This is a genomic window from Arthrobacter sp. AL12 (assembly GCF_029960645.1).
Lineage (GTDB): Bacteria > Actinomycetota > Actinomycetes > Actinomycetales > Micrococcaceae > Arthrobacter.
Genome location: NZ_JASBQY010000003.1, coordinates 157,318 through 181,687 on the forward strand (window position 1 = coordinate 157,318; position 24,370 = coordinate 181,687).

A 24,370-nucleotide genomic window follows, 5' to 3' on the forward strand; every position below is an offset into this window, starting at 1 on the left:
ATGGCGAAGCTCACCAACGAAGAGCTCATTGCAGCTTTCAAGGAACTGACCATCATCGAGCTCTCTGAGTTCGTAAAGCTCTTCGAAGAGACCTTCGAAGTTACGGCTGCTGCTGTTGCAGTTGCCGGCCCCGCTGCCGGTCCCGCCGAAGAAGAAGAGCAGACCGCATTCGACGTCATCCTGGAGCACCCGGGTGACAAGAAGATTGCAGTCATCAAGGAAGTTCGCGCGATCACTTCCCTGGGCCTCAAGGAAGCAAAGGACGTTGTTGACAGCGCTCCGAAGGCCATCCTCGAAGGTGTCACCAAGGAAGCTGCCGAGAAGGCTGTTGCACAGCTCCAGGAAGCCGGCGCTCGCGTTACCCTCAAGTAACTCGCCGCTTCAGGAACTGTCCGGGAACCACGCGTTCCCGTTCCGCTCCGGGAAACCCCGTCCACTCCGGTGGGCGGGGTTTCCTGCGTTAAGGCCAACAGCAACGCGGGGTCACCTCCGGCCCATCCGAGGCGGTCGGATGGGCGCGGACTGACCCCGCGTTGCTTTGTTAACCCGGGGCAGGAGTTAACCCGGGCGGGCTACATGGTCGCGCCGGGTGGCCCGGGTGGCCCGGCGGGTCAGTTGGGTTCGGAGATGTCCGCGACGACGGCAGCGAGGGCGCCGGTCAGGGCGTCGGCGTCGACGAAGGCGCTGAAGCCGTGTTCCCCGGCACCCATGGATATCCTGCGCCCGGTGATGGTCCGGTCCGCGTACACGGGCCAGGCCGCGGTGCTGCCGAGCGGGGTGATCGTGCCGCGCTCATAGCCCGTGGCGGCCAGGGCCACGTCCGCCGACGGAAGGGAGAGCTTGTTCACCCCGATCAGGGCCCGGAGTTTCGGCCAGGAAATCTGCCGGTCGCCCGGAATCAGGGCGAACAGGAAGCTGCCGTCCTTGTGTTTGACCACCAGGGACTTCACGATATCCCCGGGCTCGATCCCCAGGATCCGGGCCGCCTCCTCCAGACTGTTCGCGGCCAGCCGCTCCACGAGCTGGACGCTGAGGCCCCGTGCGGCGGCGTCCGCCAGGAACCGCTCCCGGCCGGTGGTGGCGCCACCGGCGGCGCCGCCACCGGCACTTCCACCACCGGTGCCATCACCGGCCGGGTCGTGCCCGGGCATCACGGGGTCAGGCATGGCGCTCAGTCGCGGTACAGCAGGAGCGCTTCGCCCTGGCCGCCGCCGCCGCAGAGGGACACCGCGGCCTTGCCCGCGCCGCGCCGCTTGAGTTCGTGCGCGGCGTGCAGGGCAAGCCGGGCGCCCGAGGCGCCGATCGGGTGGCCCATGGCGATGGCGCCGCCGTGGATGTTGCACTTCTCCAGCGGGTAGGCGAGGTCCTTGAGCGACTGGACGGCGACGGAGCCGAACGCCTCGTTGATCTCGATGAAGTCCAGGTCCGCAGCGGACCAGCCGGCCTTGTCCAGTGCGCTCTTGATCGCGTTGGCGGGCTGGGAGTGCAGCGAGTTGTCCGGACCGGCCACCTGCCCGGGTTTCCCGACGACGGCGAGGTAGTCCAGGCCGTTGTCCTCGGCGAACTTCCGCGAGGACAGCACGAGGGCGGAGGCGCCGTCGGACAGGGGAGAGGAGTTGCCGGCGGTGATGGTGCCGTCCGTGACGAACGCCGCCCGCAGCCCGGCCAGCGACGTGACGGTCGTGTCCGGCCGGATCCCCTCGTCCGCGGCCAGCACGACCGGGTCCCCCTTGCGCTGCTTCACGCTGATCGGGGCGATCTCGCCGTCGAACACCCCGTCCTTGGCGGCACGGGCGGCGCGCTGGTGGGACGCGGCCGCCACCTCGTCCTGGGACGTGCGGTCGATGCCCAGAGTGAGGTTCTTGGTCTCCGTGGACAGGCCCATGGACTGCCCGTCGAAGGCGTCGGTCAGGCCGTCATGGGCCGCGACGTCGAGCGCCTGGATGGAACCGTAGGTCCAGCCCTGCCGGGAGCCGGGGAGGAGGTGCGGGGCGCGGGTCATCGACTCCTGGCCGCCGGCGACGACGACGGTGGCGTCGCCGCTGCGGATCATCCGCGCCGCGTCGATCACCGCGGTCAGCCCGGACAGGCAGACCTTGTTGATCGTCACGGTCGGAACGTTCCAACCGATGCCGGCGCCGATGGCGCTCTGGCGGGCGGGGTTCTGGCCGGCCCCGGCCTGCAGCACCTGGCCCATGATCACGGAGTCCACCTGCTCGGCCTTCACTCCGCTGGCGGCCAGCGCCGCGCGGATGGCGTGCGCGCCGAGCTCCACGGCGGTGAAACTGGCGAGCTGGCCGTTGAGGCGCCCCTGGGGCGTGCGGGCGGCGGCGAGGATGACAACATCATTGTTGTCTGCAGAGTTGCTCATGGTTTTCTCTTCCGATCTTGAACGATGTACAGCAAGGCTATCGTGACCCCAGTCACCGGGCCATCCGCCGCCCTCCCTGCCGCCCAGGCGGCGCCGCAATCCGCGGGCGTTAGACCCGGTCCGGGCGCCGGGGCCGGTGCTTGCAATCCCGGGCGAAGTGGGGTAGACAAGTAGGTTGCTTTGCCGTATCGTAGATATTTGCGTCTTCCCTGTTTACCTTCAGCCTTCATATAGCGGTGGGCTTAGCCTGGCAGCTGGGCCATCAATGTGCCGTCAACAACGGCACCAGCATGGCCAGCGCGGGTCCCGGGTCATATAGCGGAACCGGATTGGTAGCACTGCGGAGTCACTCCGCAGGGTGCATAACGGGGGAGATCTGAAAACGCCTGAAGGTCTGTGGAAGGATCCCTCTTGGTCGCCTCGAGCACCTCTAATGTAAACAACGCTGCAACCGCTATCAATGCCGACAGCACCGACGGTGCAACCCGCCGGCTCTCATTCGCAAAGATTCACGAACCTCTTGACGTTCCGAATCTGCTTGCCCTGCAAACGGACAGCTTTGACTGGCTGGTCGGAAACGAACGCTGGCAGGCACGCGTAGCCAAGGCCGTAGAAGAAGGCGACCTCAGCGTCGCCACCTCCTCGGGTCTGTCCGACATCTTCGAAGAGATCTCCCCGATCGAGGATTTCCAGGGCACCATGTCCCTGAGCTTCTCGGAGCCGGAGTTCGCTGATCCGAAATACACGATGGCTGAGTGCAAGGACCGGGACGCAACGTACTCGGCTCCGCTGTACGTCAAGGCCGAATTCATGAACAACAACACGGGCGAAATCAAGCAGCAGACCGTGTTCATGGGTGACTTCCCGCTGATGACCGAGAAGGGCACCTTCGTCGTCAACGGCACCGAGCGTGTCGTTGTCTCGCAGCTGGTCCGGTCCCCGGGCGCCTACTTTGAGCGCACCGCCGACAAGACCAGCGACAAGGACATCTTCACTGCGAAGATCATCCCGTCCCGCGGCGCCTGGTTCGAACTCGAAATCGACAAGCGCGACCAGGTCGGCGTTCGCCTCGACCGCAAGCGCAAGCAGTCCGTCACGGTGTTGCTGAAGGCCCTCGGCTGGACCGAAGGCCAGATCCTCGAAGAGTTCGGCCAGTACGACTCCATGCGCGCAACGCTGGAGAAGGACGCCACCGAAACCCGCGAAGACGCCTTGCTGGACATCTACCGGAAGCTGCGACCGGGCGAGCCGCCCACGGTCGAGGCTGCCCAGTCCCTGCTGGACAACCTGTACTTCAACTCCAAGCGCTACGATCTGGCCAAGGTTGGCCGTTACAAGATCAACCGCAAGCTCGGCATCGACCGCTCCCTTGGTGACAAGGAAGCGTCTGTCCTGCACGTTGAAGACATCGTCGCCATGATCAAGTTCCTCGTTGCCCTGCACGCCGGTGAGAAGACCCTCACAGGCAAGCGCGACGGCCAGGACCACGAGCTGCGCGTCGAAATCGATGACATCGACCACTTCGGCAACCGCCGCATCCGCGCCGTCGGCGAGCTCATCGAGAACCAGGTCCGCACCGGCCTGTCCCGGATGGAGCGCGTTGTCCGCGAGCGTATGACGACCCAGGACGTCGAGGCCATCACGCCGCAGACGCTGATCAACATCCGCCCCGTCGTGGCAGCGATCAAGGAGTTCTTCGGAACGTCCCAGCTGTCCCAGTTCATGGACCAGAACAACCCGCTGTCGGGTCTGACCCACAAGCGCCGTCTGTCGGCGCTTGGCCCGGGCGGTCTGTCCCGTGACCGTGCAGGCATGGAAGTCCGAGACGTTCACCCGTCCCACTACGGACGTATGTGCCCCATCGAAACCCCTGAAGGCCCGAACATTGGCCTGATCGGTTCGCTGGCTTCCTACGGACGGATCAACCCGTTCGGTTTCATCGAGACCCCATACCGCCTTGTGGCGGAGGGTGTTGTCTCCGATGAGGTCCAGTACCTCACGGCCGACGACGAGGCGGAGGTCCTGATTGCACAGGCCAACGCCCCGCTCGATCCGAACAAGAAGTTCGCCGAAGAGACCGTCCTGGTCCGCGCCCGTGGTGGTGGAGGCGAGCCCGTGCTCGTTCCCGCCGGCGAGGTCGAGTTCATGGACGTTTCCCCGCGCCAGATGGTGTCCGTGGCTACCGCCCTGATCCCGTTCCTCGAGCATGACGATGCTAACCGCGCACTCATGGGTGCCAACATGCAGCGCCAGGCCGTGCCGCTGGTCCGGTCCGAGGCACCGTTCGTCGGTACCGGCATGGAACGCGCCGCAGCCGTCGACGCCGGTGACGTCACCATCGCGAAGAAGGCCGGTGTGGTCACCGAGGTTTCCGCCGAGCTCGTCATCATGCTCAACGATGACGGCACGGAAACGAACTACCGCATCAACAAGTTCGCCCGCTCCAACCAGGGCAACTGCTACAACAACCGGGTTCTGGTCAGCGAAGGCCAGCGCCTGGAGGTCGGCGGCATCATCGCTGACGGCCCGGCAACGGACCAGGGCGAACTGGCCCTCGGAAAGAACCTGCTCGTGGCATTCATGTCATGGGAAGGCCACAACTTCGAGGATGCCATCATCCTGTCCCAGCGGATCGTGGCCGAGGACGTTCTGTCCTCCATCCACATCGAGGAGCACGAGATCGATGCCCGCGACACCAAGCTTGGTGCCGAGGAAATCACCCGTGACATCCCGAACGTGTCCGAGGAAGTCCTGGCAGGCCTGGACGAGCGCGGCATCATCCACATCGGTGCCGAGGTTGAAGCCGGCGACATCCTGGTCGGAAAGGTCACGCCCAAGGGCGAGACCGAGCTGACCCCGGAAGAGCGCCTGCTGCGCGCCATCTTCGGTGAGAAGTCCCGCGAAGTGCGCGACACCTCCCTGAAGGTTCCGCACGGCGAGTCCGGCACCGTCATCGGTGTCCGCGTCTTCGACCGCGACAACGACGACGAGCTGCCCCCGGGCGTGAACCAGCTGGTCCGCGTCTACGTCGCTGCCAAGCGCAAGATCACCGACGGCGACAAGCTCGCCGGCCGTCACGGCAACAAGGGTGTTATCTCCAAGATCCTTCCGATCGAGGACATGCCCTTCATGGCCGACGGTACCCCCGTTGATATCGTCCTGAACCCGCTGGGTGTTCCGGGCCGTATGAACGTCGGCCAGGTGCTGGAAACGCACCTCGGCTGGGTCGCCAAGACCGGCTGGAAGATCGAGGGCGAGCCCGAGTGGGTCAAGCAGCTGCCGAACCTGCCGCGCGAGAGTGGCTCGACCACTGTTGCAACGCCGGTCTTCGACGGTGCGCGTGAAGAGGAAATCACTGGTCTCCTCGATTCCACCAACGTCACCCGCGACGGTGTCCGCCTGATCAACTCCTCAGGCAAGACCCGGCTGTTCGACGGCCGCTCCGGCGAGCCGTTCCCGGATCCGATCTCGGTCGGCTACATGTACATCCTGAAGCTCCACCACCTGGTGGACGACAAGATCCACGCGCGCTCCACCGGTCCGTACTCCATGATCACGCAGCAGCCGCTGGGTGGTAAGGCACAGTTCGGTGGCCAGCGCTTCGGTGAAATGGAAGTGTGGGCGCTCGAAGCTTACGGCGCCGCCTACACGCTCCAGGAGCTCCTCACGATCAAGTCGGATGACATCCATGGTCGCGTGAAGGTCTACGAAGCCATCGTCAAGGGCGAAAACATCCCCGAGCCGGGCGTTCCTGAGTCCTTCAAGGTCTTGATCAAGGAAATGCAGTCGCTGTGCCTGAACGTGGAAGTTCTTTCCACGGACGGAACCACAATTGAAATGCGTGACTCTGATGACGCAGTCTTCACGGCTGCGGAAGAACTGGGCATCGATCTGTCTCGTGCAGAGCCCAGTTCCGTAGAAGAGGTTTAGCAGGTGGGGTACGGGGAAAAGCAAGCGGCCCCGCCGCGCTGTCTTTTCCCCGTGCACCCCCTCCCTCTTCCCGTAACCCAAGACTTCAGAATTTAGAGAACAAGAGAGAACAGGGACCATATGTCCAGCGAATCCTCCTTCGGCCTCATGCAGATCGGCCTCGCCACCGCGGAAGACATCCGTGGCTGGTCTTACGGCGAGGTTAAGAAGCCGGAAACCATCAACTACCGCACGCTCAAGCCTGAGAAGGACGGCCTCTTCTGCGAGAAGATCTTCGGCCCGTCCCGCGACTGGGAGTGCTACTGCGGTAAGTACAAGCGCGTGCGCTTCAAGGGCATCATCTGCGAGCGGTGTGGCGTTGAGGTCACCCGCGCAAAGGTGCGCCGTGAGCGCATGGGCCACATCGAGCTGGCCGCGCCGGTCACGCACATCTGGTACTTCAAGGGTGTTCCGTCCCGCCTGGGCTACCTCCTTGACCTGGCGCCGAAGGACCTTGAAAAGGTCATCTACTTCGCCGCCTACATGATCACGAGCGTCGACGCCGACAGCCGCCACGAAGAACTGCCCAACCTCCAGGTTGAGCACGACATCGAGAAAAAGCAGCTGATCGACAACCGCGACTCGGACATCGCCACGATCGCGCGCGACCTTGAGAACGAGCTTGCCCGTCTCGAAGGCGAAGGCGCCAAGGCTGCCGACAAGAAGAAGGCCCGCGACTCCGCTGACCGCCAGATGGCCAACGTCCGCAAGCGCGCGGATGCTGAAATCGAGCGCCTCGAGCAGGTCTGGGACCGCTTCAAGAACCTTAAAGTCGCTGACCTTGAAGGCGATGAAGGCCTGTACCGCGAACTGCGCGACCGCTACGGCATGTACTTCGAAGGCTCCATGGGTGCCGAAGCGATCAAGAAGCGTCTTGAGAACTTCGACATGCAGGCCGAGTCGGACATGCTCCGCGACATCATTGCCAACGGCAAGGGCCAGCGCAAGACCCGCGCCCTGAAGCGGCTCAAGGTGGTCAACGCGTTCCTGACGACCAACAACAGCCCGCTCGGCATGGTGCTGGACGCCGTCCCGGTGATCCCGCCGGAACTGCGCCCGATGGTCCAGCTGGACGGCGGCCGCTTCGCGACCTCCGACCTCAACGACCTCTACCGCCGCGTGATCAACCGCAACAACCGCCTCAAGCGCCTGCTTGATCTCGGTGCTCCGGAGATCATCGTCAACAACGAGAAGCGCATGCTTCAGGAAGCCGTTGACAGCCTGTTCGACAACGGCCGCCGCGGCCGTCCGGTCACCGGACCGGGCAACCGTCCGCTGAAGTCCCTGAGCGACATGCTCAAGGGCAAGCAGGGTCGTTTCCGCCAGAACCTCCTGGGTAAGCGCGTTGACTACTCCGGCCGTTCCGTGATCGTCGTCGGCCCGCAGCTGAAGCTGCACCAGTGTGGCCTGCCGAAGCAGATGGCGCTGGAGCTCTTCAAGCCGTTCGTGATGAAGCGCCTGGTTGACCTCAACCACGCCCAGAACATCAAGTCGGCCAAGCGGATGGTTGAGCGTTACCGCCCGCAGGTCTGGGATGTCCTCGAAGAGATCATCACCGAGCACCCCGTGCTGCTGAACCGTGCACCTACCCTGCACCGTCTCGGCATCCAGGCGTTCGAACCGCAGCTTGTTGAAGGTAAGGCAATCCAGCTCCACCCGCTGGTTTGTGGCGCCTTCAACGCCGACTTCGACGGCGACCAGATGGCAGTGCACCTGCCGCTGAGCCCCGAAGCCCAGGCCGAGGCCCGCATCCTGATGCTGTCCTCGAACAACATCCTGAAGCCGTCTGACGGCCGCCCGGTGACGCTGCCTTCGCAGGATATGATCATCGGCCTCTACCACCTGACCACCAAGCGTGTCGGTTCAGCTGGCGAGGGCCGGATCTTCTCCTCCGTCGCGGAAGCCATCATGGCGTACGACCTGCACGAGCTGCACCTGAACTCCCAGGTCAAAATCCGTCTTGAGGGCTTTGTCCCTTACGCCGGCTGGGAAGCTCCGGAAGGCTACGAGCCGGGTCAGACCGTGCTCGTCCAGACCTCCCTGGGCCAGGTCCTCTTCAACGAGACCCTGCCCGCGGACTACCCGTGGGTTGAGAACGTTGCCGACAAGGGCGAACTGTCCACCATCGTCAACGATCTCGCCGAGCGCTACCCGAAGGTGGTCACGGCGGCAACGCTGGACAACCTCAAGGATGCCGGTTTCTACTGGGCCACCCGGTCCGGTGTCACTGTCGCCATCTCCGACATCGAGGTGCCCAAGGACAAACCGCGGATCCTCGCCGGTTACGAGACCATGGCCGCCAAGATCCAGGGCCAGTACGACAAGGGCCTGATCGACGACGACGAGCGTCGCCAGGAACTGATCGAAATCTGGAACAAGGCAACGAACGAGATCGCCCAGGCGATGCGTGACAACCTGTCCCCGATGAACACGATCAACCGCATGGTGTCCTCCGGCGCACGTGGTAACTGGATGCAGGTCCGGCAGATCGCGGGTATCCGTGGCCTGGTGGCCAACCCTAAGGGTGAGATCATCCCGCGTCCGATCAAGTCCTCGTACCGCGAGGGCCTGTCGGTGCTGGAATACTTCATCGCCACGCACGGTGCCCGTAAGGGTCTGGCTGACACCGCGCTGCGTACCGCCAACTCGGGTTACCTGACCCGTCGTCTGGTGGACGTGTCGCAGGACGTCATCGTCCGCGAAGAGGACTGCGGCACCGAGCGCGGTCTGATGACCGCCATCGCGGTCGCTGACTCCAACGGCGAGCTGGTCCTGGACGAGAACGTCGAGAACAGCGCGTACGCCCGAACCCTGGCCGTGGATGTCGTTGACTCCAAGGGCAAGGTCCTGGCAGCGGGCGGCACTGACTGCGGCGACGTCGTCATTGCCGAACTGTTCGCCGCCGGCATCACCGAGGTCAAGGTCCGCTCCGTACTCACCTGTGAGTCCGGCGTCGGCACCTGCGCCCTGTGCTACGGCCGTTCGCTGGCCACGGGTAAGACCGTCGACATCGGTGAGGCTGTCGGCATCATCGCCGCGCAGTCCATCGGTGAGCCGGGTACCCAGCTGACCATGCGTACGTTCCACACCGGTGGTGCTGTTTCCTCCAGCGGTGGCGACGACATCACCCAGGGTCTGCCCCGTATCCAGGAGCTCTTCGAAGCCCGTACTCCGAAGGGTGTCGCCCCGATTGCTGAAGCAGCCGGCCGCATCACCATCGAAGAGTCCGAGCGCCAGATGCGCCTGGTCATCACCCCGGATGACGGGTCCGAAGAGATCGCTTACCCGGTCCTGCGCCGTTCACGTCTTCTCATCGAAGACGGCGAGCACGTCAGCGTTGGCCAGAAGCTCATCAACGGTCCGGTCGACCCCAAGCAGGTTCTGCGCATCATGGGCCCCCGTGCCGCGCAGAAGTTCCTGGTTGACGAGGTCCAGGGCGTGTACCGCAGCCAGGGCATCGGTATCCACGACAAGCACGTCGAGGTTATCGTCCGCCAGATGCTGCGCCGCGTCACGGTCATCGAGTCCGGCGAATCGGACCTGCTGCCCGGCGAGCTCGCCGAGCGCAGCCGCTTCGAAGATGCCAACCGCCGTGTTGTGTCCGAGGGCAAGACGCCGGCTTCCGGCCGTCCCGAGCTCATGGGCATCACCAAGGCGTCTCTGGCGACCGAGTCCTGGCTGTCCGCAGCTTCCTTCCAGGAGACCACCCGCGTCCTGACGCAGGCGGCCATGGAAGGCAAGAGCGATCCGCTGCTCGGCCTCAAGGAAAACGTCATCATCGGTAAGCTGATTCCGGCCGGCACGGGTCTCCCGCGCTACACCGAGGTCACCGTGGAGCCCACTGAGGAAGCAAAGGCCAACCTGTTCACCGGCCCCAGCGCGTTCAGTGACTTCTCCTACGATTCCCTGGGCGGCGACGGAGCTCCTGAGTTCCACGCCATCCCGCTGGATGACTACGACCTGGGCAGCGACTTCCGCTAACGGGCAGGGCGGGCCCTTTCGTGTCGCGTTCCGCGCCACGTAGGGACCCGGCCGCCCTGCCCTTGCAAGCAACGCGGGGTCACTTGCGGCCCAATCCGCACCTTGGATTGGGCTCAAAGTGACCCCGCGTTGCTGTTTAAGGCCGGCGCCGGACGGGCCCGGTCGCTGCCGCCCCCATCGACTGCTCCGCTACCGCCGTTATGAGGCCCCATAAGGGCGGTACCGGAGCAACCGATGGGGGTGGAGGGCCCCGGGTAACGCCGCCGGAGGGAGCCTGGTTCCGCGCCGATTAAGGGCCGGGACCCGACCGTGTTAGACTTGAGACTAATTGTTAGTGTGGCAGTGGATGAGTGCGCCGGTAGAAGCTGAAAGGCTGAACCAGGTCGACGTTTCCGGTTTGCAGGGTTCTTGTGCAACGTATGCCACATTTTCGCATGCCTAGGGGCACTCCAGGATGAAAGTCCGGGGGCCCGGCGTGCGGTCCGACTATTAAGGCTTCGCCTCAGCTGCTCTGGAGAGAACTTCAAAGCTCGAGCGGCGGGGCGCAGCGACAAGAGAGCGGCTGCCAACGGCCGCTCCGGATAAAACGGAGAACACGAGAGTGCCTACGATTAACCAGCTGGTCCGCAAGGGCCGCACGCCTAAGGTCAAGAAGACCAAGGCCCCCGCGCTTAACGGCAGCCCGATGCGCCGCGGTGTTTGCACCCGCGTGTACACGACGACCCCGAAGAAGCCGAACTCGGCTCTGCGTAAGGTTGCACGTGTGCGCCTCAACGGCGGCGTTGAAGTTACCGCGTACATCCCCGGTGTAGGCCACAACCTGCAGGAGCACTCCATTGTGCTCGTCCGTGGCGGCCGCGTTAAGGACCTTCCGGGTGTCCGTTACAAGATCGTCCGTGGCGCCCTCGATACCCAGGGTGTCAAGAACCGTAAGCAGGCTCGTAGCCGCTACGGCGCAAAGATGGAGAAGAAGTAATATGCCTCGCAAGGGTCCGGCCCCCAAGCGGCCGCTAGTTCTAGATCCCGTTTACGGCTCCCCGCTGGTCACCCAGCTGATCAACAAGGTGCTCGTCGACGGCAAGAAGTCCACCGCAGAGCGCATCGTTTACGGTGCACTCGAAGGTGCTCGTGCCAAGTCCGGCGGCGACCCGGTTGCAGCCCTCAAGAAGGCCATGGAGAACGTCAAGCCTTCCCTCGAGGTCCGCTCCCGCCGCGTCGGCGGCGCCACCTACCAGGTTCCGGTTGAGGTCAAGCCGGGCCGCTCCACCGCACTCGCCCTGCGCTGGCTGGTTGGCTACTCCAAGGCCCGCCGCGAAAAGACCATGACCGAGCGCCTCCAGAACGAAATTCTGGATGCCTCCAACGGTCTCGGTGCCGCTGTGAAGCGTCGCGAAGACACCCACAAGATGGCCGAGTCCAACAAGGCCTTCGCACACTACCGCTGGTAATACTTCCCGGACGCCGCCGGCTCCACCGGGCCGGCGGCGATCGTGCAGTTCATCCGAAAGGGAGACACCGTGGCACAGGACGTGCTTACCGACCTTAGCAAGGTCCGCAATATCGGCATTATGGCCCACATTGATGCCGGCAAGACCACTACTACCGAGCGCATCCTCTTCTACACGGGTGTGAACCACAAGATCGGCGAAACGCACGACGGCGCTTCGACGACTGACTGGATGGAACAGGAAAAGGAACGCGGCATCACCATCACGTCTGCCGCCGTGACCTGCTTCTGGGAAAACAACCAGATCAACATCATCGACACCCCCGGCCACGTGGACTTCACGGTTGAGGTTGAGCGCTCCCTGCGTGTCCTCGACGGTGCAGTTGCCGTGTTCGACGGCAAGGAAGGCGTGGAGCCGCAGTCTGAGACTGTCTGGCGCCAGGCTGACAAGTACAACGTCCCGCGCATCTGCTTCGTCAACAAGATGGACAAGCTCGGCGCTGACTTCTACTTCACCGTCGACACCATCATCAGCCGCCTCGGTGCCAAGCCGCTCGTCATGCAGCTGCCGATCGGCGCCGAGAACGACTTTGTCGGCGTCGTCGACCTGCTGTACATGCGCGCACTGGTCTGGCCCGGCGACTCCAAGGGTGACGTCACCATGGGTGCCAAGTACGAGATCCAGGAGATCCCGGCTGACCTCAAGGAAAAGGCCGAAGAGTACCGCGCAACGCTCGTCGAGACCGTTGCAGAGTCCTCCGAAGAGCTCATGGAGAAGTACCTCGAAGGTGAAGAAATCACCGAAGACGAGCTCAAGGCCGGCATCCGCAAGATGACGATCAACTCCGAGCTCTACCCGGTCTTCTGTGGCTCCGCGTTCAAGAACCGCGGCGTCCAGCCGATGCTTGACGCCGTCGTGGACTACCTGCCGAACCCGCTCGACGTCCCGCCGATGATCGGTCTCGATCCCCGCGACGAAGAGAAGGAACTGACGCGCAAGCCGTCCTCCGAAGAGCCGTTCTCGGCTCTGGCGTTCAAGATTGCTACGCACCCGTTCTTCGGTCAGCTCACCTTCATCCGCGTGTACTCCGGTCACGTGGAAGCAGGCTCCCAGGTGGTCAACTCCACCAAGGGCAAGAAGGAGCGCATCGGCAAGCTGTTCCAGATGCACGCCAACAAGGAAATGCCCGTTGACGGCGCTACCGCTGGCCACATCTACGCGGCGATCGGTCTGAAGGACACCACCACGGGTGACACCCTGTGTGATCCCAGCAACCAGATCGTCCTCGAGTCCATGAGCTTCCCGGAGCCCGTGATCTCGGTTGCGATCGAGCCGAACACCAAGGGTGACCAGGAGAAGCTCTCCACGGCCATCCAGAAGCTCTCCGCTGAGGACCCGACCTTCCAGGTCTCCCTCAACGAGGACACCGGCCAGACCATCATCGCCGGCATGGGCGAGCTCCACCTGGACATCCTGGTGGACCGCATGCGCCGCGAATTCAAGGTCGAGGCCAACGTGGGCAAGCCCCAGGTTGCCTACCGCGAAACCATCAAGCGTGCTGTAGAGCGTCACGACTACACGCACAAGAAGCAGACCGGTGGTTCCGGCCAGTTCGCAAAGATCCAGATCGCGATCGAGCCGCTGGACACGTCCGAGGGCGAGCTGTACGAGTTCTCGAACAAGGTCACCGGTGGACGTATTCCGCGCGAATACATCCCCTCGGTTGACGCCGGTATCCAGGATGCGCTGAACGACGGCGTCCTCGCCGGATACCCGGTTGTCGGCATCAAGGCCACGCTGATTGACGGCGCGTACCACGATGTTGACTCCTCGGAAATGGCGTTCAAGATCGCGGGCCGTATGGCTTTCAAGGAAGCCGCACGCAAGGCGAACCCCATCCTGCTCGAACCGCTGATGGATGTCGAGGTCCGCACCCCTGAGGAATACATGGGTGAAGTTATCGGTGACCTCAACTCCCGCCGTGGCCAGATGCAGTCCATGGAAGATGCCCAGGGCGTCAAGGTCATCCGCGCTCACGTCCCGCTGTCCGGCATGTTCGGTTACATCGGTGACCTGCGCTCGAAGACTCAGGGCCGCGCTGTGTACTCCATGACGTTCCACAGCTACGCCGAGGTCCCGAAGGCATTCGCCGACGAGATCATCCAGAAGACCCGCGGCGAGTAGTCCCTAGGGCTCTCGCAGCAACAAACTCGGGTGCGTCTCCGTCCGCGGAGATTCACCCGGTGCAGGTGGCCGGCTCCGGTCAGCCGCTTTCCGGGCAAGCCGGGCGGCCACCTGCACCGACAGACTCGAGGGACTAGTATTAGTTCCTGAATCTGCAATTTCATCAATCCAAAGCCCCCCAAGTAGACTTACTGAAGTTTCGCCGCGACAAGCGCGGTCGAAGGGTAAGTCATTTGAAAACGTTCTAGGAGGAACCTGTGGCAAAGGCAAAGTTCGAGCGGACTAAGCCGCACGTCAACATCGGCACCATTGGTCACGTTGACCACGGTAAGACGACGCTGACGGCCGCTATTTCCAAGGTGCTGTACGACAAGTACCCGACACTCAACGAGCAGCGCGACTTCGCGTCCATTGACTCTGCTCCCGAAGAGCGTCAGCGCGGCATTACCATCAACATCTCCCACGTTGAGTACCAGACCGAGAAGCGCCACTACGCACACGTAGACGCTCCGGGTCACGCTGACTACATCAAGAACATGATCACCGGCGCTGCGCAGATGGACGGTGCAATCCTCGTGGTTGCCGCCACTGACGGCCCGATGGCTCAGACCCGCGAGCACGTCCTGCTCGCCCGCCAGGTTGGTGTCCCCTACCTGCTGGTTGCACTGAACAAGTCGGACATGGTCGATGACGAAGAGCTCCTCGACCTCGTCGAAATGGAAGTTCGCGAGCTGCTTTCGGCTCAGGGCTTCGATGGCGATGAGGCTCCTGTCGTTCGCGTCTCCGGTCTGAAGGCTCTCGAAGGCGACCCGGTTTGGGTCAAGTCCGTCGAGGACCTCATGGAAGCTGTCGACAACTCCGTGCCGGACCCGGTACGTGACCGCGACAAGCCGTTCCTGATGCCCATCGAAGATGTCTTCACGATCACCGGCCGTGGCACCGTTGTCACGGGCCGCGCCGAGCGTGGAACCCTCGCCATCAACTCTGAGGTCGAGATCGTCGGCATCCGCCCGGTCCAGAAGACCACGGTTACCGGTATCGAGATGTTCCACAAGCAGCTCGACGAAGCATGGGCCGGCGAGAACTGTGGCCTTCTGCTCCGCGGTCTGAAGCGCGACGATGTCGAGCGCGGCCAGGTTGTCGTCAAGCCGGGTTCCATTACCCCGCACACCGACTTCGAGGCTAACGTCTACATCCTCTCCAAGGACGAAGGCGGGCGTCACAACCCGTTCTACTCCAACTACCGCCCGCAGTTCTACTTCCGCACCACGGACGTAACCGGCGTTATCACCCTGCCGGAAGGCACGGAAATGGTTATGCCTGGCGACAACACTGAGATGACCGTTGCGCTCATCCAGCCCATCGCCATGGAAGATGGCCTCGGCTTCGCTATCCGCGAAGGCGGCCGCACCGTTGGTTCGGGACGTGTTACCAAGATCCTCAAGTAATACTTGATGATCTGAGTTAGACCTCTGATCGGGTCGGCCGTCTGACGGCCCCCGTGAAGCAAAGAACAGCCCTGCTGCACTCGCAGCGGGGCTGTTCTTTTTTGCGGCCGCGGTCCCTGGCCTCGTCCCCTGGCCCGGCCCCGGCCGCCCGAGCCGGTCGAGCCGTGGCCCGGCTCCGGCCGCCCGAGCCGGTCGAGCCGTGGCGCGGCGTCCGTGACGCCACCAGGCTCGGGCCGGAGCCCGCGCAGGTGGCGCCCCCTTCCACCGGCGGCCCGGACCAGGGGGCGGCCGAGGACTGGACCGAAGTCACCTCCGCGTTTGCGGCGGTGGAACGCGCCGCGCCGTCCGGGGACTGCCTGAACCTCAACGTCTGGACGCCGGATCCCGGCGCGTCGGGGTTGCCGGTGATGGTCTGGATCGAGGGCGGCATGTTCGAGCTCAGCTCGACGGCGGCCTACGACGGCAGCCGCTTCGCCCGGGACGGCGTGGTCTGTATCGTCATCAACTGGCGTTCCGGCGCGGAGGGGTTCCTCTACCTCGGCGACGGCATCGCCAACCTCGGGCTGCTCGATCATCTGGCGGCGCTGCAGTGGGTGCGGGAAAACATCGCAGCCTTCGGCGGTGACCCCGGCAACGTCACGGTCTTCGGCGAGTCCGCCGGCGCGACGAGCATCGGCATGCTGCTCTCCATGCCCCGCGCCGTAGGGCTGTTCCGGCGGGCGATCCTGCAGAGCGGAGCGGCCCACCAGGTCACGCCGGCCGCGGATGCGCTGCGCATCGCCGGGTATCTGGCCGGCAAGCTCGGCGTTCCCCGCACCCGTGCCGCGATCGTGGGTGCCGGGGTCGAGCGGCTGCTGGCGGCCCAGGCTGAGTTGAAGGCCGAGCTGATGGAAAAGATCGCCGCCGGATCCGGCGGGTCCGTGGACCTGATCGTCGGTACGAACGCCGACGACTGGCGGCTGTGGCTGGTCGCCAGCGGCGCGATCGGCGGGATCACCGACGAGATCCTGAGCGGACCCGTCCGCAGCTACGGACACCAGCCCCTGCAGGCTTTCGGGCTGATTGCCGGCCAGGCTTTGCCCGCCTACCGGGAAAGATACCCGACGGCGGCCCCCGGCGAGCTGCTCGCGGTGGTCCAGCCGGACTGGTGGATGCGGATCCCCGCCATCCGTCTGGCGGACGCGCACGCCAGTGCCGCCGCAGGCACCTACATGTACGAGTTCCATTGGGCCTCGCCGGGCCCGGGCGCGGTCCATGCCCTTGAGATTCCCTTTGTCCTTGATACGGCGACACCCGATGCGCCGCTGTTCGGTCCGATGCTGGGCGAAGATCCGCCGCAGGGACTCGCTCAGACGATGCACGCCGCGTGGGTGGCCTTCGCGAGAACCGGAGACCCGGGGTGGCCGAGATATGAGCCCGGGCGACGGGCCACGATGCGGTTCGACACGGTCTCCAGGGTCGCGGAGGATCCCCGGGCCTGGGAGCGGGCCCTGTGGACAGGAACCCGCTAACCGTCCACCGGTGCTATATTTCATCTAGTCATTGGATTTAAGGAGCGCTGGGCGGGTACGGGCAGCCGGAGTCACGAAGGATGTTCATGTCGACCGCTGTTCACCCCCTGGTGGTAATACTCCTGGTTGCGGGCGCCCTCCTGCTGGGCCTGCTCTGGGGGAGGACGCGGGAACGCCGGCGTGCCGCCGATGCGAACAGCCAGGCTTTCGCTGCCGGCTTCCGGGCCGGGCACCTCCAGGGCTGGCGGGACGCTCAGGCGGCGCGGGAGCCGATGGCGGCGACCGTCCCGCCCGCGACCGTTGCGCCGGCGGCTGGGGCAGTTCCCCCGCCGGCCGCGCCGGTGCCGCCGGCGGCTCCACCGCTGGCCCCGCCGGGCTGGCCAACACGGCAGTCCCAGCCTGTCGGGGCGTTCCAGTATCGGCCAACAGCGCCGGTCCGGCCGGCAGCGCGCGACCAGGGCCGGCCCCCGCCGGTGCACCGGCCCGCTCCTTACCAGGTGGCCGACCGCCCGCCTGTTCCAGAGGAGTCCGCTGCGGATCGGGCTGCCCGGAAGGAGAAACGGGACCGGCAGAACATCAACATCACCCTCTACGTCGCCAGCCTCCTGCTGGTGGCTGCCGGTGCCCTGTTCATCGGCACCGGCCTCCCGGCAGTCCTCCGCTTCGCCGGCGTTGTCGCTATCACCGCGCTGTTCTACACCGGCGGTCTGGTCCTGCATGCGAAGGCCCCGCGGCTGAGGCCGGCCGCCGTCGCCTTCGCCGGAACCGGGCTGGCCCTGATCCCGGTCGTCGGCCTGGCCATGTACAACTTCACCCTGCCCGACGGCCCCGCCGCCTGGCTGGTCACCTCGTTCATCGGCACTGTGGCCTATGTTGCCGCCGCCGTCCGGATGGACAGCAGGGTGCTCGCCTACCTGTCGCTGACGTTTGTCGTGTCGACGGCGTGGTCCGGGATTTCGGTCGTCGGCGGAGCCCTGCTCTGGTACTTCGCGGCGCTGATCGCCATCGCGGTCATCCTGACGCTGCTGGCACTGACCCGTCCGCGCTGGATGCCGTCGGTGTTCCTCAAACCGCTGATGGACCTGCACCCGTTCATGGTCCCCGGCGTCGCCGCCGCTGCGACCTTCCTCCCGATGCTGCTGGGCAGGGGCGAGTACGCGTTCATTATGTTCCTGTGCGGAACGTACTTCGCCCTGATGGCTGCGCTGCCGCAAAGCCGGTTCCGGGTCGGCCAGTACTACGGCGCGCGGGTCAGCCTTACCGCGGCGGCGGCGGCCGCGGTCTGGGCGGCAAGCGACAGCCTGCCGTGGATGGCGCTGACCGCCATCATGCTCGCAGCCGTCCAGTCCGTGCTGCTGGCGTCCGGACTGACGGTGGGTCCGGGCACGCTGCTGGGCTCGGCCGGCCGCCGGCGGGCGGACGCCCTCGGCACCTTCGGAGCGCAACTGCTCCTGACCCTGCTGTGGGGCGCGGCCACCCTGTTCGTTGCCGCCGTGGGCCCCGCCGTCGGCCCCGGCGTCGGCGTCCCGGTGTGGCTGCCGCTGCTGCTGGCCCTGTGCACCGGCATGGCCCTCGCCGTTAGCCTGGGAGGGCTGGCGGAAGGGGCCCCCGTGGCCGCCCTCCTGGTGGCGGCGGCGTTCGGCGGCCGCGCCGGAGTCTGGAGTCCGGCGGTGTTCCTGTTGCTGGTCGCGCTGTTCTGGGCGGTGCGCTCCCTGCCCCCGGCGGAGCCCCTGCGCCGGCACTTTGTGCTCGCCGCCCGGATCGCAGCCACGCTGGCCGTTCCGGCGGTGGCCGCGGCCGCGACCGGCGGCGGCGCTGTCCCGGTGCTGTCCGCATTCCTGCTGGCTCTCGTGCTGCAGCAGCTGGCCACGGCAGCCCTGGTCCGGGCCGGCGTTCCGTCGCTGGCCCCGGACGTGAGCCTGGCGGCCTTCTCGCTGGCGGCCCTCCTCGTTCTCGCCGCGCTGGCCCTCGCGGATGACTCGACGGGGCGAACGCTCGCCGGCGCCGCCGTCGTGCTCCAGCTCCTCACGTCACTGGGCCTCGGCCGGGCACTCTCCGGGGAAGCTGCGGCCGGGACTCCGCGGCGGTCCGGTGTCCGTGAACTGCTGCCCCTCGGCATGGCGGCGGGGCTGGCCGGGCTGGCGTTTGCCGGGGTCTCGCTGGGGATCGGCAACATCAGCCTGGCCCTGACGGTGCTCTACCTCGTGGCAACCGCGCTGCGCCGCGCTTCGCTGCAGCAGCGGTGGTGCTACTGGTGGATGGCCAGGGGGACCGGCACCGTCCTGGTCCTGACGGGTTTCCAGCAGCTGCGGCGGGAGACCGGTCCGCTGCTGATCGGCGGCGAGGAGCTCATGGGTGCATCGCTGGCGGTGCTGGTGCTGGGGCTGCAGCTGGCGTTCCCCCTGCTGGCCGAGCTCCGGCGCCGGGCTCCCGGCGGCGTGGTCGCCGACGCCGCCGCGGTGCTGGTGCTGCAGGCCGCCGCACTGGCTGTCCTCACGGCCTCCGGTCTCCAGGCCCAGCCGGCCGGGGGCTGGCAGCTGACCGCGGCCGTCGTCGTGATGGCCCTCGGCGCAGCGGCGGCGGGTCTCGTGCTGCGGGCCCGCCCGCGGGCGGCGGTGTTTGCCCCGGCGGTGCTGGCGGTGCTGCTGGCGGCCCGTGCGGGGTCGGCGCTCGACGCCGAGCTGGTGCTGGGCATCTTTGCCGCCTTCAGCGCCGCGATGGTGGTGGCCTCCGCCTCGCGCACGGCCAAGGGCGTCTACTTCGCGGCGGCCCGGGTCCTGACCCTGGCGCTGGCGCTCGTCCTGAGCTACGACGCGACCGTCTCGGTCACCGCGGTATCGGTGACCTTCGGGCTGGTCCTTGCAGCCCAGCACGTGATCCGCTCGCTCATGCGGCACCGCCTGCTGGAAGTCCCGTTCCAGCAGGCGGCGGTGTGGATCACGCTCGCCGCCCAGACGGCGCTTCCGCTCGGTTACCTGGCGGCGGCGCCGGACGACGGCGGCCGCTGGGTCATCGTGCTGCATGTGGCCCTGCTGCTGGTCTCCGCCGCGGTGGCCAGCCGGGTGTTTGCGGCCCGCGGGGCCGCGTACCTGACGGTCTATGCCGCCGTGGTCGGCACTGTGGCGCTGGGGCCCCTGGCGCCGTTCGACGGCGGCATCCCTGCCGGCGGTCTGCTGGACCGGCCGGCGCTCAGCCACGACGGGGTCGTGGTGGTGCTGCTCGTGCTGTCGCTGGCGGCCACCGCCGCCGGCCTGCGGTTCCGGCGGAACGCGCGGGCCGACGTCGAACGCTGGCTCTGGCTGGCGGCGTCCGGTGCTTTCGTGCTGACTGCCCTGGTGCTGGTTCCGCTCGCCGCTGTCTGGCTGGCCGGGGCGTCGGTCCTGGTGCTGGCAGCGGTGTGTTTTGCGGCGTCGCACTTGGAACGGTGGCCGGCGCTCTACGTCCCGGCCGTGGCGGCGGCCCTGTCCGGTGCCACATTGTCCGGTGCCGCGCTGCCGGCCTCCGTGCTGCTGGAAGCCGTGCCGGGTGCCTGGGGCAGCTACCTTCCGTGGCTGGCGGGCTGCGCCGCGGCGGTTTCACTGTATGCCGTCCGGTGGCTGCGCCGCGGACCGCTGGCCGCCGATCCGGTCCGCCGCTGGTCGCTGGTGTCGGCTGCTGTCCTGGGGCTTGGCCTCGCCGCGGCCGCCGGGCTCTGGTGGGAAGCGACGGCCTGGACCGGGGCAGCACTGGTGGCCGCCACGGCCGCGGTGTGCTGCGCCGAAGCGCCGGCCAGAGCCCGCAGGGCCGGTGCGGAACTGGGACTTTTCGCCACGACGGCGGCGGTGCAGCGCGCGGCGCTGTTCGCCGGACTCGAGGCACGCTCCGAGTGGCCCGATGCGTTCTGGACTCTGCAGTGGTACGTCGTTCTGGCCGGGTTGCTAGGAGCCCTGCGCCTGGCGTCCTGGAACCGCGGGGCGGGCCACCGCAGAACGGGCCGGGCGCTGTTATCGGGCGCCGCCGGGCTGCTGACGCTGTCCGGGCTGGGGATCATCCTCGGCGGCGGTCCGGGCCAGCAGCTGTGGGTCCTGGCCCTGCTGGCCGTCCTGCTCATGGGCGGGCTGGCCTTCGGCGAACGGTTGTTTGTCTGGTGGGGTGCGGCAGGGGTGGCGCTGTGCATCATGTGGGCGATGCGCCAGTACACCTTCGCGCTGCTGGCCCTTATCGCCGCGGCCCTCATCGTGCTGGCGGTCTGGAGGCTGAACCGCAGCAAGCCCGTGGTCGACGAGCCGGCACCGCAACGTGAGCCGGCGGACCATAGTTGATGGGGACCGGGCGCTGATATCGTTGCTCTCAACGAAGGGAGCTCACAATGGGCTGGTTGATTTTCCTGCTGGTGGCCGTTGCCGTCGTCGCCGCTGTCTTTTGGGCCAAGAAGCATTTCCGCGACGAGATTGAGCGGGCCAAGCGCATTAACCGGGCCAACCGGGACAAATAGCACGCCAACGTTAAAACGCGCCAACTCGCGCCAGCTTTATTAAGCGAGCAGGCAACCAGGCCACTGCCGGCCCGGCGCCGCGGGGCCGTGCCGGCTCAGGGCTTGCGGGCCCGGCTGAGGGCCTGGTACCAGTAATATGAATCCTTGGGCGTGCGTTCCTGGCTCTCGAAATCGACGTGGACCAGCCCGAAGCGCTGCGAGTACCCGGCGGCCCACTCGAAGTTGTCCATCAGGGTCCAGACGTAATAGCCCAGCAGTTCAACGTCCTCGGCGATGCCGCCCGGCGCCGTGGCGTCCACAGCATGCCCCAGATGGGATGCGAGGTAGCTGATCCGGTCCGTATCCGGCAGGGGGCCGGACACGTGCTCGGGCTCGGGGAAGCTGGCCCCGCTTTCGGTGATGTACAGCGGAGGCAGCGCGGCACCGTACCTGTCCTTCAGTTCGCGGAGGAGCGGGCCCAGGTGGTCCGGCGCCACCGGCCAGCCGAAACCCGTGGTCGCATATTCCGGGAACGCCGCCATATGGAACGGCATCTTCAACATTGCGTCCGCGGTGCCCGCGGGGCTCTCGCCCAGGCCGCGCCCGGTCGCGACCTTCACGGGGTAGTAGTAGTTCAGCCCGTAGAAATCGAGGGGCTGGTGGATGGTCCGCAGGTCGGCGTCGGAGATTTTCCCCATCGATCGGAACCACGGCTTCGCGATGAGCGGCACCTTCGGGTAGCGGCCCAGGAGGATCGGATCCGCATAGACCCGGTTCAGGACCAGGTCGAAGATGTTGGCCAGGAACCGGTCCGTCACCGACCGGGACGCAGGCCGGACCGGGGAATGCAGGTTGGTGACGCCCACAGTGCCGGTGACCCCCTCCGCGCGCAGCGCTTGCACCGCCAGGCCGTGCCCCAGGAGCTGGTGGTGCACGGCGGGCAGGGCATCGAAGAGCAGGTCGTGGCCCGGGGCATGGAGCCCCAGGGCATAGCCGTTGAGCGTGACCGAGACCGGTTCGTTGAGCGTCACCCACTGCGCGACACGGTCGCCGAAGCGGCGGCCGGCCGCGGCGCTGTATTCGGCGAAGCGTTCCGCGGTGGACCGCTGCAGCCAGCCGCCCCGGTGTTCCAGCGGCAGCGGGGTGTCCCAGTGGTACAGGGTGGCCATGGGGGAGATGCCGGCAGCCAGCAGCTGGTCAATGAGCCGGTCGTAGAAGTCGAGTCCTGCGCTGTTGAACGGGCCCGTCCCGTCGGGCTGGATCCGGGGCCAGGAGAGGGAGAACCGGTAGGAGTCGATGCCGAGCGTGCGCATCAGTTCGACGTCCTCGGCGGTGCGGTTGTAGTGGTCGCACGCGATGGCGGGGGAGTGGCCGTCCTGGATGGTGCCGGGCTTCTCGACAAAGGCGTCCCAGCCGGAGGGGCCGCGGCCGCCGGCCGCGAGGGACCCTTCAATCTGGAAAGCGGCCGAGGCAACTCCCAGCTGGAAATCCGGCCGCAGGCGCGCGGCGAGGGCCTGAACTGCTACCGAATCCTGCACAGTCATGTCCCCATCATCCCCACGGTGCCCGCCGATGGCAATGAGCGGCCGTCCTGTCCCGCCGTCGGCCGTCCTGTCCCGCCGTCGGCCGTTCCGAAACGGCGGAACCCGTTCGGTCGCTGGCCGGCGGATGCCGTACCCCGCCCGGCCGTCGATTCGCTTCTGCCCGGCAATTCCGGCATACTAGATGAGTTGTTCAAGCGCTCTTTCGTGTCCCGATCCGGATAATGCCGGGTGTCAGGGTCCAAGTAGGAGACCAAACATAGCCCACGCCCCAAGGAATTGCGGACGAGTACGCGTCAAAAAGCGCGACACGCCCGACCGCGGGGGTCGGTTACGTCGGCAGGTTGAGGAACCCGGATTTATCCGGATTCAGCTTGTGCGGCGGGTGGTAGTTACGACTTCAATTGCTTCGGCAGCCACATGCAACACGCAAGTAAACAGAGCAGCCCTCACTGGAGCAGCACTAACGAAAGAGAGTCAGGCGACATGGCGGGACAAAAAATCCGCATCCGGCTGAAGTCATACGACCACGAGGTCATTGACTCTTCAGCACGGAAGATCGTTGAGACGGTCACGCGCGCAGGCGCCACGGTAGTAGGCCCTGTGCCGCTGCCGACGGAGAAGAACATCTACTGCGTCATCCGCTCTCCGCACAAGTACAAGGACAGCCGTGAGCACTTCGAAATGCGTACTCACAAGCGTCTGATCGACATCATCGACCCCACGCCGAAGGCAGTTGATTCGCTGATGCGTCTCGACCTGCCGGCCGACGTGAACATCGAAATCAAGCTGTAGGGAGGTGCTGAGAAACTATGACCGCAACCCGTAACGTAAAGGGCCTGCTGGGCACGAAGCTCGGCATGACCCAGGTCTGGGACGAGAACAACAAGCTCATCCCCGTCACTGTGGTCCAGGCTGACTCGAACGTCATCACGCAGCTGCGCAATGCAGACACTGATGGCTATGTCGCCGTTCAGATCGGCTACGGCCAGATCGATCCCCGCAAGGTCACCAAGCCGCTGGCTGGTCACTTTGAAAAGGCAGGCGTCACGCCTCGCCGTCACGTCGTCGAACTGCGCACCGCAGATGCTGACTCTTACGAGCTGGGCCAGGAGCTCTCCGTAGAGCTCTTCGAAGCCGGCCAGAAGATCGACGTCGTTGGCACCACCAAGGGTAAGGGCTTCGCCGGTGTTATGAAGCGTCACGGCTTCCACGGCGTTGGAGCTTCCCACGGTGCCCACAAGAACCACCGTAAGCCCGGTTCAATCGGTGGCGCATCCACCCCGAGCCGCGTCTTCAAGGGCATGAAAATGGCCGGCCGCATGGGCGCCGTTCGTCACACCACGCTGAACCTCACGGTCCACGCGGTTGACGTCGAGAAGTCGCTGCTCCTGATCAAGGGCGCCGTCCCCGGCGCCCGCGGCCAGGTCGTACTCGTACGCACCGCCGTGAAGGGAGCCTAGT

Annotated in this window: 15 protein-coding genes; 12 read left to right on the forward strand and 3 right to left on the reverse strand. The window is 65.8% G+C overall.

The window, feature by feature from the left end; translation table 11 throughout:
- Entirely contained in the window at positions 1-372 is a 372-nt protein-coding gene (gene rplL, locus QK291_RS05155; RefSeq protein WP_282379762.1) for a 50S ribosomal protein L7/L12, read from the forward strand.
- Positions 373-611: 239 nt separating this feature from the next.
- Here rplL and QK291_RS05160 read toward each other — a convergent pair whose 3' ends face one another.
- Positions 612-1,166 (reverse strand): YbaK/EbsC family protein, encoded by a 555-nt coding sequence (locus tag QK291_RS05160; protein ID WP_282379764.1) that lies wholly within the window; start codon positions 1,164-1,166, stop codon positions 612-614.
- Positions 1,167-1,171: 5 nt separating this feature from the next.
- Positions 1,172-2,371: an acetyl-CoA C-acetyltransferase gene (locus QK291_RS05165; protein ID WP_282379765.1), complete on the reverse strand. Its 1,200-nt coding sequence runs from the start codon at positions 2,369-2,371 to the stop codon at positions 1,172-1,174.
- Positions 2,372-2,782: 411 nt separating this feature from the next.
- On the opposite strand from QK291_RS05165, the gene rpoB reads away from it, so the two are divergent.
- From rpoB to QK291_RS05210, 9 genes are all read left to right on the forward strand, one after another.
- The gene (gene rpoB, locus QK291_RS05170; RefSeq protein ID WP_282379767.1) at positions 2,783-6,301 is read left to right on the forward strand and encodes a DNA-directed RNA polymerase subunit beta; all 3,519 of its coding nucleotides are present in this window, start codon (positions 2,783-2,785) and stop codon (positions 6,299-6,301) included.
- A 120-nt stretch (positions 6,302-6,421) separates the two neighbouring features.
- Entirely contained in the window at positions 6,422-10,321 is a 3,900-nt protein-coding gene (locus QK291_RS05175; RefSeq protein WP_282379768.1) for a DNA-directed RNA polymerase subunit beta', read from the forward strand.
- A gap of 601 nt (positions 10,322-10,922) precedes the next feature.
- Positions 10,923-11,297, forward strand: coding sequence for a 30S ribosomal protein S12 (gene rpsL / locus QK291_RS05180; protein ID WP_011692814.1), 375 nt, complete (start codon positions 10,923-10,925; stop codon positions 11,295-11,297).
- A gap of 1 nt (position 11,298) precedes the next feature.
- Complete coding sequence (gene rpsG, locus QK291_RS05185) at positions 11,299-11,769, forward strand: 30S ribosomal protein S7 (RefSeq protein WP_011692813.1); 471 nt, start codon at positions 11,299-11,301, stop codon at positions 11,767-11,769.
- Positions 11,770-11,838: 69 nt separating this feature from the next.
- Positions 11,839-13,953 carry an elongation factor G gene (gene fusA, locus QK291_RS05190; RefSeq protein ID WP_282379769.1) on the forward strand — a complete coding sequence of 705 codons (2,115 nt, stop codon included), beginning with the start codon at positions 11,839-11,841 and terminating at the stop codon, positions 13,951-13,953.
- Positions 13,954-14,210: 257 nt separating this feature from the next.
- Positions 14,211-15,401, forward strand: coding sequence for an elongation factor Tu (gene tuf, locus QK291_RS05195; protein ID WP_282379770.1), 1,191 nt, complete (start codon positions 14,211-14,213; stop codon positions 15,399-15,401).
- 164 nt (positions 15,402-15,565) lie between these two features.
- The gene (locus QK291_RS05200; RefSeq protein WP_282379771.1) at positions 15,566-16,912 is read left to right on the forward strand and encodes a carboxylesterase family protein; all 1,347 of its coding nucleotides are present in this window, start codon (positions 15,566-15,568) and stop codon (positions 16,910-16,912) included.
- A gap of 86 nt (positions 16,913-16,998) precedes the next feature.
- On the forward strand, positions 16,999-21,213 hold the full coding sequence (locus QK291_RS05205) for a hypothetical protein (RefSeq protein WP_282379772.1): 4,215 nt from the start codon (positions 16,999-17,001) through the stop codon (positions 21,211-21,213).
- Positions 21,214-21,260: 47 nt separating this feature from the next.
- Entirely contained in the window at positions 21,261-21,386 is a 126-nt protein-coding gene (locus QK291_RS05210) for a hypothetical protein (RefSeq protein ID WP_282379773.1), read from the forward strand.
- Between the two features lie 95 nt (positions 21,387-21,481).
- Here the strand turns inward: QK291_RS05210 and QK291_RS05215 are convergent, their stop codons facing one another.
- Complete coding sequence (locus QK291_RS05215) at positions 21,482-22,909, reverse strand: GH1 family beta-glucosidase (RefSeq protein WP_282379774.1); 1,428 nt, start codon at positions 22,907-22,909, stop codon at positions 21,482-21,484.
- Between the two features lie 483 nt (positions 22,910-23,392).
- Here QK291_RS05215 and rpsJ point away from each other — a divergent pair, with 483 nt between their 5' ends.
- Together rpsJ and rplC are read left to right on the forward strand one after the other, a co-directional pair.
- Positions 23,393-23,701 carry a 30S ribosomal protein S10 gene (rpsJ, locus tag QK291_RS05220; RefSeq protein ID WP_024366135.1) on the forward strand — a complete coding sequence of 103 codons (309 nt, stop codon included), beginning with the start codon at positions 23,393-23,395 and terminating at the stop codon, positions 23,699-23,701.
- A 17-nt stretch (positions 23,702-23,718) separates the two neighbouring features.
- Positions 23,719-24,369: a 50S ribosomal protein L3 gene (rplC, locus tag QK291_RS05225; protein ID WP_024366134.1), complete on the forward strand. Its 651-nt coding sequence runs from the start codon at positions 23,719-23,721 to the stop codon at positions 24,367-24,369.
- Position 24,370: the final 1 nt, after the last annotated feature.